The sequence below is a fragment of the Saccharopolyspora sp. NPDC000995 genome, assembly GCF_053599315.1.
This window is the reverse complement of the sequence record NZ_JBSFLZ010000068.1, coordinates 24,879-36,208: the sequence shown is the minus strand read 5'-3', so window position 1 is coordinate 36,208 and position 11,330 is coordinate 24,879. Positions and strand designations below refer to the sequence as shown.

Sequence of the window (11,330 nt, the reverse complement as noted above, 5' to 3'; positions counted from 1 at the left end):
CTACAGACGTCTGCTCTACCGATCTCGCGGGGCGGCGCGTGGCGACGGCCGGGCGGCGCGTGGCGACGGCCGGGCGGCGCGTGGCGGCACCGCTGGACGTCGCCGCGCCGGTCGAGCGGAGGTCCGCGAAATCGGCTCGCCGTTGCGGACTAGATCAAGACAATCGGGCCTGTCCAAGGACCTAATGCCCTGTGACCGTTGCGTCACAGGCAGCAAGCTGCCGGATGGCGGCTCAACCGCGCCAGCGGCGCCATCTCCAGGAGAGGGGGAGGTGGCGCCGCTTCATGCGCCGCTAGCGCTTCCGGCCGACCCCGCCGGGACCGGTCCAGGGCTTGCCGCCGGGCGGCATCTCCGGGGAGTCCGGCCGCCATTCCGTCAGGTCCACCAGGCCCGGTTCGAGCATCTCCAGGTCGCCGAACATCGCCGCGATTTGCGCCTTCGGCCGCATGTGGAAGCCGCCGATGCGCTCGCTGTACATCTCTGCCGCTTCCCGGGTGGATTCCTGGACGTCGCTGCACGCATGCGAGATCGCCAGGTAGCTGCCGCGGGGCAGCCGGTCGACGTAGCTCGACACGATGCTGACCGGGTCGTCGGCATCCGGCACGAAGTGCAGGACCGCGAGGAACAGCACCGCGATCGGCTCTCCGAAGTCCAGCATCGACCGTACCTCCGGGTCGTCGAGCACTTGGTCGACGACCCGGAAGTCGGCGCGGATGGCGACCGCCCGGTCGTTGCCACGCAGGATGGACCGGCTGTGCATGACCGCGACCAGATCGCTGTCGACGTAGACGACCCGGCAGTCCGCGGCCATCTGCTGGGCGATCTCGTGCACGTTGCCCACCGTCGGGATTCCCGAGCCCAGGTCCAGGAACTGCCGGACGCCCAGGCCAGCCAGGTGGCGGACCACCCGGCGCAGGAACGACCGGTTGGCCCGCAACACCGCGGGCAGGGACGGCATCATCTCCGCCGCCTTCTCCGCCAGGTCCCGGTCGACCTGGAAATTGTGCGAACCACCCAGGTGCACGTCGTAAACACGCGCCGAGCTGGGTTTCGCCACATCGACCCCCTGCGCCCACCACGACCGCGTGTTCACGTCGCACCCCCGATTTCGGTGACTCCCACCACATCGGATTAGAAAGCGGTCCGCAATCCCCTGGTCGACTACCGATCGTCGACCAACGACAGCGCACCCGACGGGCAGACGTGCACCGCCTCCCGCACCGCGGCCACCGCGCTGTCGTCGCCGTCGTCGACCTCGGTCGCCAGCAGCACCACCCGGCCGTCCTCGTCGTTCTGGTCGAACAACGCCGGTTCGGTCAGTACGCACTGGCCCGCGCCCACGCAGCGGTCCAGATCCGCCTCGATCCGCATGATTGCTCCTCTCACCAGGTCACGGGCATTTCGTAGATCCCGTAGATGTTCGCGTCGGACTTGAACGGTAAGTCGTCGACGCCGACGGCCAGCCGCAGTCCTGGCAGCCTCCGGAACAACGTGTCGAAAACGATCTGCAGTTCTAGCCGCGCCAGGTTCTGCCCCAGGCACTGGTGCGGGCCGAAGCCGAACGCAACGTGCCCACGAGCGTTGCGGTTGATGTCCAGTTCGTCGGGCCGGTCAAAGACCTCGGGGTCGCGGTTGGCCGAGCTGCCCAGCGCGACAACACCCTCCCCCGCCCGGATCAACACGCCGCCGATCTCTACGTCCTCCACCGCGGTGCGCGAGGTCGCCGCCTCGATGATGGTGAAGTAGCGCAGCAGCTCCTCGATGGCGGGCAGCGTCTTGGCCGGGTCGGCGACGATCTCCGCCAGCTGGTCCGGGTTCTCCAGCAGCGCCAGGGCGCCCAGCGAGATCATGTTCGCGCTCGTGTCGTGCCCGGCGACCAGCAACAGGAACGCCAGCAGCACGAGCGCGTCGTGGTCGACCTCGCCGACTTCGCGCTGCTTGCGGATCTGCCTGCCGATCAGGTCGTCGGTGGGCTCATGCTCCTTGGCGGTCACCAACCCATCCAGGTATGCCTGGATTTCCCCGACCGCGGCGCCGCGGCTCTCGGCAGAGGTCGTCCTCTGAAGCATCCGGCTGCTTCGCTCCTGGAAGAAGTCGTGGTCGGCGTAGGGCACGCCCAGCAGCTCGCAGATCAGCAGCGACGGCACCGGCAGCGACAGCGCCCGCACCAGGTCGACCGGGCGGGGCGCGGCGAGCATCTCGTCGATGCAGTCGTCGACGATCTGCTGGATACGCGGTCGCATCACCTCGATCCGCCGGACGGTGAACTCGCCGAGCACGGCGCGTCGGGCCGCGGTGTGCGCGGCCCCGTCCAACCCGATCATCGACGGGGCCATGAGGTCGGCGATGGCCCGCTGGCCGGGCGAGAGCTGCGGGTATCCGGGACGGCGCAAGTCGGAACTCATCCGCGGATCGCCGAGCACTTGGCGGAAGTGCTCGTGCCGGGTCACCAGCCAGGCGGTTCCGCCACCCGCCATCGGGACCTTGGTGACCGGCGCTTCGGCGCGCAGTTCGGCGTATTCCGGTTCGGGTGCGAACGGGCAGGTGCGAACTTTCGGGTAGGCCGCCAGGTCAACAGCTGGTTTTGACATCGTGGCTCCCTGATCACCGAACGAACAAGTGGATTGATCTCTTCCGTCTTATAGCGAACCGGAAGGTTCCCGTCCATAACTTCCGGACTGGGACATGCGGCAACCCGCCCAACCCAATGCACAGCACGCGAGCAAGGACCATGACGACCGACGCCACGGCTACGGGCCGATGCCCGCCGCAACCGGGACCGGATCATCGCGGCGGCGCGGACCCGAAAGTCGACCAGTCCTGCAAAGAACTGCTGCAAATCCTGGACGGGCTTGTACGCGGCGCGCAGGTCAACGGCTCGCTGCGCCCGGACAGTCAGCAGCAGCGACCTGGGTGTGATCCTGTCCCTTGTGTTGCAGGGCGTGCACGGCGCCCCCGACGACATCCGCCACGAAGCTCCGGCCCACTACCTGACACTGATGCTCGACGGGGGGCGTGCCCTGGTGACCCGAGGTCAGCTCGCCAGGTCGTCGGCCTGGAACAGGCCAAATATGTTGCCCTCGGTGTCCCGGCAATAGGCCACCCAGCCCATGCCGGTCAGGGCGGTCTTGGGCATCGCCACCCGGCCGCCGGCGGTTTCCACGATCGACAGCATGGCTTCGATGTCGGCCACTTCCACGGTCGTCGCGAACGCTGCGATCGGCGTTTCGTCGGAGGGCTCGGGGCCCTTGCGCGGCAGCAAGCCGCCGTCGATGCCTGGGCCCTCACCGGTCAGGATCAACCAGTACTGCTCGTCACCCCACTGCTGGAACCGCCAGCCGAACACGGTCGAGTAGAAGGTGTGGGCGCGGTCCACGTCTCCCGCGTGGATCTCGAAGTGCACGGGACGCAGCATGGCGGCCTCCTCGACGCCGGTCGTCGTCTGCGAACCTAAGGCCTGCCCGCCGCACCCGCACTGACGATCAGAGACCGGGAGGCGATCACCCGCGGGCGGGCACCAGCAACCGAAGCACGTGATAGCCCAGCAGCGTCACGACGGTGCCCAGCGCGATGCCGCTGAGGCTGAACTGCGGGGTGATCTGCAGCGACACCCCGCCGATGCCAGTGACCAGCCCGGCGGCCAGCGGCATCAGGTTGACCGGGTCGCCGAAGTCGACGCGGTTCTCCGTCCAGATCTTCGCGCCCAGCAGGCCGATCATGCCGTAGAGCACGACGGTGATGCCGCCGAGCACGCCACCCGGGGTCGCCGCGATCACTGCGCCGAACTTGGGGCACAACCCAAAGAGGATCGCCACGATCGCGGCCACCCAGTAGGCCGCCGTGGAGTACACCCGGGTGGCGGCCATGACACCGATGTTCTCGGCGTAGGTGGTTGTGGGCGGGCCACCGACAGCGCTGGAGAGGGTGCTGGCGATGCCGTCGGCGAAGATCGCGCGCCCGAGGCTGCCGTCCAGCTTGGTGCCGGTCATCTCCTCCACGGCCTTGACGTGCCCGGTGTTCTCCGCGATCAGCGCGATCACCACGGGGAGCACGACAACGATCGCCGCCGCGTCGAACGACGGCGCGTGCAACGTCGGCAGGCCGAACCAACTGGCATCCGCGACGCCGCTGAGATCGAGCCGGAAGTGCGTGCTGACCACGCCGCTGGCATTCGGCGCGGTGATCGGTCCGAAGCCCAGGTCGAACAGCCACGACAGGGCGAAACCGACGACCAGCCCGATCAGCACCGCGATGCGGGGCCAGAATCCGCGTAGCAGCACGCTACAGCCGAGCACGACGATCATGGTGATCAAGGCGATCCACTGGTCCTGCGGCCAGTACGACTCGGCGACCACCGGGGCGAGGTTGAAGCCGATCAGCATCACCACCGCACCCGAGACCGCGGGCGGCAGCAACCGGTGCACCACCTGCGGGCCGACGAAGTGGATGATCACCCCGACCGCGGACAGCACCAAGCCGAGCACCAGGATCGCACCGGTGACCGTCGAGCTGTCCCCACCACCAGCCCGGATCACCGTAACCACACCCACGAAGGACGCGCTGCTACCCAGGTAGCTGGGGATCTTGCCCTGCACGATCAGCAGGAAGAGGATGGTCGCCACGCCCGAAACCATGATCGCGAGGTTGGGATCCAGTCCCATCAGCACCGGGAAGACGAAGGTGGCGCCGAACATGGCCACCACGTGCTGCGCGCCAAGCCCGACGGTGCGCCCCCAGGACAGCCGCTCATCCGGGGCCACCGCCTCGCCGGGGCGCGGCGTGCAACCCTCCCCGTGCAGCTTCCAGCCGATCCCCAGCTTCGCGCCGAGTCCCTGCCGCATGGCGCCCCTCCCCGTTCCACCCCGCCGATCGGGGCTGCGGCCGGAACTCTACAAACCCGCGGCCGTGTGGCCTCCGCCGCAGGTCGTGGGGTGTCAGGACATTGCCGGGATGACGCTCTCGCCGTAGGCGTCCACTGTGGATTCGATGGCGTCGTGCATGGCGTAGATCGCGAACTGGTCCACGCCCGCGTCGCGGAGTTCCCGCAGCTTGTCCACGTGTGCTTGGGCAGGGCCGAGCAGGCAGAAGCGGTCCACGATCTCGTCCGGCACGAACTCGGTGCTGGGGTTGTCGGCACGGCCGTGGTGCGAGTAGTCGTAGCCGTCCCGGCCCTTGACGTAGTCGGTGAGCGCGGCGGGCACCGCCCCGGTGGTGTCGCCGTAGCGGGCGACCAGGTCGGCGACGTGGTTGCCGACCATCCCGCCGAACCAGCGGCATTGCTCGCGGGCGTGGTCGAGGTCGTCGCCGACGTAGCCCGGGGCCGCCACGCAGACAGTGATCGACGCCGGGTCGCGGCCCGCGTCAAGGGCGGCCTGCCGGACGTGGTCGACCATCCACCGCGTCAGGTACGGATCGGCGAGCTGCAGGATGAAGCCGTCGGCTTGCCGACCGACCAACTCCAGGGCCTTCGGCCCGTAAGCACCCATCCAGATCGGCAGCCGACCATCGCGCACCCACGGCAGACGCACCGGGGTGCCGTGCAGCTGCACCTCTCGGCCCTCCGCGAGGTCCTTGATCACGTGCATGGCCCGTTTGAGCGTCGCGAGGGTGGTCGGCCTGCCCCCGGTGACGCGCACCGCGGAGTCACCCCTGCCGATGCCGCACACCGTGCGCGGCCCGAACATGTCGTTGAGCGTGGCGAAGGTCGAGGCGGTGACAGTCCAGTCACGGGTGGCCGGGTTGGTGACCATCGGCCCGACGGTCAGCCGCTCGGTCGCGGCCAGGATCTGGCTGTGGATGACGAACGGCTCCTGCCACAGCACGCACGAGTCGAAGGTCCATCCGTGGCTGAAGCCGAGCCGCTCGGCCTGGCGCATCCGGTCCACCACCGACCAGGCTGGCGGATCGGTCTGCAGAACAAGTCCAAAGTCCATGCTTCACGTCCCAAGTCGGTCAGATCAGGTACTGGCAGCTCTCGCGCGGCAGAAACCGGCCGCGCCCGGTCCGGCCGGTGTAGGTGCCGACGTCGACGACGACCTCGCCGCGGGACAGCACGGTGCGCACCCGTCCGGTGATCCGCTTGCCCTCGTAGGCGTTGTAGTCGACGTTCATGTGGTGTGTCTCGGCCGAGAGCACCTGCTCGGCGCGCGGGTCGTAGATCACGATGTCCGCGTCGCCCCCGGGCGCGATGGTGCCCTTGCGCGGGTGCAGGCCGAACATCCGGGCCGGGGTGGTGCAGGCCAGCTCGATCCACCGACGGCGGCTGATGCGCCCTTCCACCACGGCCTGGTGCAGCAGGTCGATCCGGTTCTCCACACCCGGGATGCCGTTGGGGATCTTCGAGAAGTCGCCGCGGCCGAGCTCCTTCTGGTCCTTGAAGCAGAACGGGCAGTGGTCGGTCGACACCACGGAGAGGTCGTTGGTGCGCAGCGCCTGCCAGAGGTCCGCCTGGTGTTCGACCGGCCGCAGCGGTGTCGAGCAGACGTACTTCGCGCCTTCGAACTCCGGCCGCGCCAGGTCGTCGGTGGTCAGGAACAGGTACTGCGGGCAGGTTTCGCCGAAGACGTTGAGTCCGTTGTCGCGGGCCCGGGTGATCTCCGCGACTGCCTCGGCGGCGGAGACGTGCACGACGTACAGCGGCGCACCAGCCACTCTGGACAGCTGGATCGCCCGGTGCGTCGCTTCGGCCTCCAGCAGCGGGTGCCGGACCTGCCCGTGGACCTTGGGGTCGGTGCGCCCGGCGGCCAGCGCCTGCTGCACCAGCACGTCGATGGCGATGCCGTTCTCGGCGTGCATCATCGTCAACGCGCCGTTGTCGGCGGCCTGCTGCATGGCGCGCAGGATCCGCCCGTCGTCGCTGTAGAACACGCCGGGGTAGGCCATGAACATCTTGAAGCTGGTGATCCCCTCGGCGACCAACATGTCCATCTCCTTCAGCGCTTCGTCGCCGACGTCGGAGAGGATCATGTGGAAGCCGTAGTCGATCGCGCACTGCCCGTCGGCCTTGGCGTACCAGGCGTCTAGGCCTTCGCGTAGGGAGCCGCCGACCGGCTGGATCGCGAAGTCGACGATCGTGGTGGTACCGCCCCACGCGGCGGCCCGGGTCCCGGTCTCAAACGTGTCCGCGGCAAACGTCCCGCCGAAGGGCATCTGCATATGCGTGTGCCCGTCCACGCCGCCCGGGATGACGTAGTACCCGGACGCGTCGATCATGCTGTCCGCAGTGGACACCCACTGCTCGGCGACGGCGGGCGCGGCGATCGCGGCGACCTGTTCGCCGTCGACGAGCACGTCCGCCCGGGTTTCCTCAGTCGCGGTGATCACCAGGCCACCGCGGATGATCATCCGGCTCATCGCCGCCCCGCCTCCTCCAGCGCCGCGACCAAGATCCGGCCGCCCTCGCGCGCCTCGGCCTCGGTAAGAGTCAGCGGCGGCGCGATGCGCAGCACGTTGCCGTCCAGCCCGCCCTTGCCGATGAGCACGCCGCGGCGCCGGGCCGATTCGAGCGCCTCGGTGGCGATCTCCGGCGCGGGCGTTCCGTCGGCGTTCGCCAGCTCGACGCCGATCATCAGGCCTTTGCCCCGGACGTCGACGACCGTCGGGACCCGGCCGAGCGCTCCGTCAAGCTCCTTGCGCAGCACCGCACCGACGCGCGCGGCGTTGCCCTGCAGGTCGTTGGCGACGAGGTGGTCGAGGTTGGCCAGCGCCCCGGCGGCGGTAATCGGGCTGCCGCCGAAGGTGGAGATCGAGTTCGCCTGGACGCTGTTCATGATCTCGGCGCGGGCGATGACGCCCCCGACCGACAGGCCGTTGCCGATGCCCTTGGCGAAGGTGACGATGTCCGGTGCCCCGTTCGCGTCGTGCGCCTGCCAGCCCCAGAAGTGCTCGCCGGTCCTCCCCCACCCGGTCTGCACCTCGTCGCTGATCCACAGGATGCCGTGCCGGTCGAGGACCTCCTTGAACCGCGCGAACAATCCGTCCGGCGGGGTGGCGAACCCGCCGACACCCTGGATGGGTTCGGCGATCAGGCAAGCGACGTTGCCGTGCAACTGCCCGAGCACGTCCTCCAGATCGGACACGCACGCGGCGGTGAACTCCTCGTCCGGCAGGTTGGCGAGTGGAGTGCCGCGCCGACGGCTGCCGTGCACGTACGCCGTCTGCACCGGGGAAAGGCTCGTCGGCGACCAGCCTCGGTTGCCGGTCACCGCCAGCGCCGAGAACGACCGGCCGTGGTAGCTGTTGCGCAACGCCAACACCTGGTTCGAGGCACGGTAGCCGGTGGCCAGCAGCAGCGCGGTGTCGTTGGCCTCGGTACCGCTGGTCGTGAAGAACACCCGCGGGTCCTCGATTCCGGACAGCTCCGCGACCCGCTCCGCTAGCTCGATCATCAGGCGGTTGAGGTACAGCGTTGAGGTGTGCAGGATCCGGTCGGCCTGCGCGCTGACCGCCGCCGTCACCTCGGGCAGCGCGTGTGCCGTCATCGTCGTGAGGATGCCGCCGAAGAAGTCCAGGTACCGGTTGCCCTCGGCATCCCAGACGTGCCGCCCCTCGCCGCGCTCGATGTCGATCGGCTCGTCGTAGTACAGCGCGAGCCAGTCCGGCAGCACCGCGCGGTGTCGCTTGGTCAGCTCGGAGTGCGTGCTCGTCATCGTCGCTCCCTCACGGCTCGGTCAGCAGGCGGTAGGCGTCGGGTCGCCGGTCGCGGTAGAACGCCCACTTCTGGCGGACCTCGTCGATCAGGCCGAAGTCGAGGTCGCGCACCACGAGTTCCTCGTCGGCGTCGCCGGCGGGCTCGCCGACGAACCGACCGTACGGGTCTACGAAGTAGCTGGTGCCGTAGAAGTCGTTGTCGCCGTACTCCTCGACGCCGACCCGGTTGATCGCCGCGATGAAGTACTCGTTGGCGACCGCCGCGGCCGGCTGTTCGAGCTTCCACAGGTAGGACGAGAGGCCGCGGCTGGTCGCCGACGGGTTGTAGACCAACTGCGCGCCAGCCAGCCCGAGCGCCCGCCAGCCCTCCGGGAAGTGCCGGTCGTAGCAGATGTAGACGCCGACCCGGCCGACCGCGGTGTTGAAGACCGGCCAGCCGAGGTTGCCGGGCCGGAAGTAGTACTTCTCCCAGAACCCGGGCAGGTGCGGTAGGTGGTGCTTGCGGTACTTGCCGAGGTAGCTGCCGTCGGCGTCGATCACGGCGGCGGTGTTGTAGTAGAAGCCGGGCCCGTCGATCTCGTAGACCGGTACGACGACGACCATGCCGAGTTCCCGCGCCAGCGCGCACATCCGCTGCGTGGTCGGGCCGTCCGGCACCGGTTCCGCCCAGCGGTAGTGCTCCGCCTCCTGCACTTGGCAGAAGTACGGGGCGTTGAAGACCTCCTGGAAGCCGATGATCCGGGCGCCCTGGTCGGCGGCGGCGCGGGCGTGCTTCTCGTGCTGGTCGACCATCGAGGCGGTGTCGCCGGTCCACTTCGCCTGGACCAGCGCCGCACGAACGATGTTGGGCATGGTTGCGCTGCACCCCTTCGGTCCGTGATGCCCTCTAACACGACGTCCGGAGGGCGACCATGACGAGCCGGTCGGCCCGTTCATCGACGGTATGACCAGCGGACTACACGCGCAATGATCAAGCGATTACGCAGAGTTCCCATTCTCTGCATCGCCGGAACCTGACGTGCGCCCCGACGAGCGAAGATGGCAGAAACGCACCGGCGCTTCGCCGTGCGAATTCCTTCGAACAGGCGAAGCGCCGGTGTGTCGGACACGGCGAGGAGCAGATGCGCATGCTCGCCGCGCCTTGTCACGACTTCTTAGGGAGGGCGTCCAACTTCTCTAGAACTCCAGCGTAGATGCGCTTGAGGCCGCCCGGGGCGAACGTTCGCTCGAAGAACCCGCCGATTCCCTTCGCGCCTTCCCACGTGGTCTCGATCCGCACGAGGCAGCCGTCGTTCTCCTCGCGCACCGTCCACGTGGTCACCATGCTGGAGTTAGCGTCGGTCTCGACGACCTTGCCGGGTTCCGGCTCGCTCACGACGGCCTTGACATCGCGCACGCGCTTGGAGGTCGCCTGGAGCTTCCAGGTAGCGATCGTTCCCGCACCTGTGCCGCCTTCGACGACCGCGTAGTCCCGGTAGTGCTCGGTAAGGATCTTCGGCCTGCTTTGCGCGTAGTCGGCGATGATCGTCCGCACCTGCTCCGCGGATGCGGCGGTCCGGCGCTGCGCGCTGGCCGTGACCTTGCCCATGTCATTCCTCCAAGTAACCGACGGTAGACTGCACCACCTATCTCATCAGCACGACTTACCACGTGCGCCACCAGTTCCCGAGCCAGGCGAGGCTGGGCGCCAGCGTCGGCCGCCTGTTGTTTGCTGCGCAGATCCATGGCCCGCCTTCAGCGCAGCGACTCGACGAACCGAGACCACCGTTTAGCCAGGAAGGGCAGCAAATTCCGGCGCAGGCCGGCAAGGGGCCTGTCACCGTCGCACTGCGGATTCCCGAAGTACGATCACCGATTCCGCGAATCCGCCCAGGCAAACGAGCCGTTCGCTCAGCTGCCGAGGCCGATTCCGCGGCTGTCGAGGAGGCGCAACCACCATCCGCGGCGTCCGCGGTTCTCGTCGGCGCGGGTGAGGGCACGGCGGGTGTACTGGACCAGCGGCCAGCCCGACGCCGGACGGTCGGATCCTGTGGGGCGGCTACGACGCGGTGTACTACTTCGGCGGGCGCACCGATCCGGCGCTGGCCGGGCATGATGCGGCGCACCGCCAACTCGCGCGGAACTGCGAGGATCGCCGTCCACAGCCCTGTGAACCCGCCGCCCACCACCACGAGATCCGCCCGGTCATCGCCGGGCAGCGGGTCCCGCGATGTCGGCCGGTCGGGGCGATCCGTCCAGAAAACGGCTATTTCGGCGTCGGCCAACGCCATGTCGAGCTGGTTCATCCGCCGCTATTCCCACCACGGCCGGTAGCCGACGCCGTGCCTCGCCGCCCGGTTCACGTCCCGGCGCAGCTCCCGGGTTTCGCGCGCGATACCCGGCGCGAAACCGTGTTTGATGGCGCGGTGTTCGGCGGTCTCCCCCATGTAGCAGACCGAGTAGAACAGCCCGACCAGCAAGCCCAGCAGGACCGAGACCATCCTGATCCACAGCGGACCGGGCAGCAGTACCAGGAGGCAGAACGGCGCCAGCTGGGTAAGGGCGCGGGCGAGGTGCCGCAGCACCCAGGTCGGGCACGTGACGTCGCGCAACACCCACTCGGAGCACCGGTTGGGAAGCCTGCCACCGAAGGCGTACCAGACCCATTGCGCTGGATTGGGCCGGTTCTTCGCCATTGCTCC

Annotated in this window: 11 protein-coding genes; all 11 read right to left on the bottom strand. The window is 68.6% G+C overall.

From position 1 onward, the window contains the following. Positions 1 to 292 precede the first annotated feature (292 nt). Entirely contained in the window at positions 293 to 1,093 is an 801-nt protein-coding gene (locus ACWDKQ_RS21465) for an SAM-dependent methyltransferase (protein ID WP_450140516.1), read from the bottom strand. Positions 1,094 to 1,161: 68 nt separating this feature from the next. After that, a complete protein-coding gene (locus ACWDKQ_RS21460; protein WP_010693052.1) occupies positions 1,162 to 1,371 on the bottom strand; it encodes a ferredoxin in 210 nt (69 codons plus the stop codon). 11 nt (positions 1,372 to 1,382) lie between these two features. Then, the gene (locus tag ACWDKQ_RS21455) at positions 1,383 to 2,591 is read right to left on the bottom strand and encodes a cytochrome P450 (protein ID WP_450140515.1); all 1,209 of its coding nucleotides are present in this window, start codon (positions 2,589 to 2,591) and stop codon (positions 1,383 to 1,385) included. A gap of 443 nt (positions 2,592 to 3,034) precedes the next feature. Further along, the gene (locus tag ACWDKQ_RS21450) at positions 3,035 to 3,415 is read right to left on the bottom strand and encodes a VOC family protein (RefSeq protein ID WP_450140514.1); all 381 of its coding nucleotides are present in this window, start codon (positions 3,413 to 3,415) and stop codon (positions 3,035 to 3,037) included. 85 nt (positions 3,416 to 3,500) lie between these two features. Beyond that, entirely contained in the window at positions 3,501 to 4,841 is a 1,341-nt protein-coding gene (locus tag ACWDKQ_RS21445; protein WP_450140513.1) for a uracil-xanthine permease family protein, read from the bottom strand. A gap of 93 nt (positions 4,842 to 4,934) precedes the next feature. Beyond that, positions 4,935 to 5,933: a TIGR03842 family LLM class F420-dependent oxidoreductase gene (locus ACWDKQ_RS21440; protein ID WP_450140512.1), complete on the bottom strand. Its 999-nt coding sequence runs from the start codon at positions 5,931 to 5,933 to the stop codon at positions 4,935 to 4,937. Positions 5,934 to 5,952: 19 nt separating this feature from the next. Continuing rightward, positions 5,953 to 7,353 (bottom strand): dihydropyrimidinase, encoded by a 1,401-nt coding sequence (hydA, locus tag ACWDKQ_RS21435; RefSeq protein ID WP_450140511.1) that lies wholly within the window; start codon positions 7,351 to 7,353, stop codon positions 5,953 to 5,955. Further along, the gene (locus ACWDKQ_RS21430; RefSeq protein WP_450140510.1) at positions 7,350 to 8,648 is read right to left on the bottom strand and encodes an aspartate aminotransferase family protein; all 1,299 of its coding nucleotides are present in this window, start codon (positions 8,646 to 8,648) and stop codon (positions 7,350 to 7,352) included. The genes hydA and ACWDKQ_RS21430 overlap by 4 nt, the downstream gene beginning before the upstream one ends. 10 nt (positions 8,649 to 8,658) lie before the next feature. After that, the gene (locus ACWDKQ_RS21425; protein WP_450140509.1) at positions 8,659 to 9,501 is read right to left on the bottom strand and encodes a nitrilase-related carbon-nitrogen hydrolase; all 843 of its coding nucleotides are present in this window, start codon (positions 9,499 to 9,501) and stop codon (positions 8,659 to 8,661) included. A 292-nt stretch (positions 9,502 to 9,793) separates the two neighbouring features. Further along, positions 9,794 to 10,237 (bottom strand): SRPBCC family protein, encoded by a 444-nt coding sequence (locus tag ACWDKQ_RS21420; protein ID WP_450140508.1) that lies wholly within the window; start codon positions 10,235 to 10,237, stop codon positions 9,794 to 9,796. Positions 10,238 to 10,940: 703 nt separating this feature from the next. Beyond that, on the bottom strand, positions 10,941 to 11,324 hold the full coding sequence (locus ACWDKQ_RS21415; protein ID WP_450140507.1) for a DUF5313 family protein: 384 nt from the start codon (positions 11,322 to 11,324) through the stop codon (positions 10,941 to 10,943). Positions 11,325 to 11,330: the final 6 nt, after the last annotated feature.

Excerpts from the sequence above, each read along its gene's own strand:
- ACWDKQ_RS21460 (WP_010693052.1), bottom strand. The coding sequence starts at position 1,371 with ATGCGGATCGAGGCGGATCTGGACCGCTGCGTGGGCGCGGGCCAGTGC.
- ACWDKQ_RS21455 (WP_450140515.1), bottom strand. The coding sequence starts at position 2,591 with ATGTCAAAACCAGCTGTTGACCTGGCGGCCTACCCGAAAGTTCGCACC.
- ACWDKQ_RS21450 (WP_450140514.1), bottom strand. The coding sequence starts at position 3,415 with ATGCTGCGTCCCGTGCACTTCGAGATCCACGCGGGAGACGTGGACCGC.
- ACWDKQ_RS21445 (WP_450140513.1), bottom strand. The coding sequence starts at position 4,841 with ATGCGGCAGGGACTCGGCGCGAAGCTGGGGATCGGCTGGAAGCTGCAC.
- ACWDKQ_RS21440 (WP_450140512.1), bottom strand. The coding sequence starts at position 5,933 with ATGGACTTTGGACTTGTTCTGCAGACCGATCCGCCAGCCTGGTCGGTG.
- hydA (WP_450140511.1), bottom strand. The coding sequence starts at position 7,353 with ATGAGCCGGATGATCATCCGCGGTGGCCTGGTGATCACCGCGACTGAG.
- ACWDKQ_RS21430 (WP_450140510.1), bottom strand. The coding sequence starts at position 8,648 with ATGACGAGCACGCACTCCGAGCTGACCAAGCGACACCGCGCGGTGCTG.
- ACWDKQ_RS21425 (WP_450140509.1), bottom strand. The coding sequence starts at position 9,501 with ATGCCCAACATCGTTCGTGCGGCGCTGGTCCAGGCGAAGTGGACCGGC.
- ACWDKQ_RS21420 (WP_450140508.1), bottom strand. The coding sequence starts at position 10,237 with ATGGGCAAGGTCACGGCCAGCGCGCAGCGCCGGACCGCCGCATCCGCG.
- ACWDKQ_RS21415 (WP_450140507.1), bottom strand. The coding sequence starts at position 11,324 with ATGGCGAAGAACCGGCCCAATCCAGCGCAATGGGTCTGGTACGCCTTC.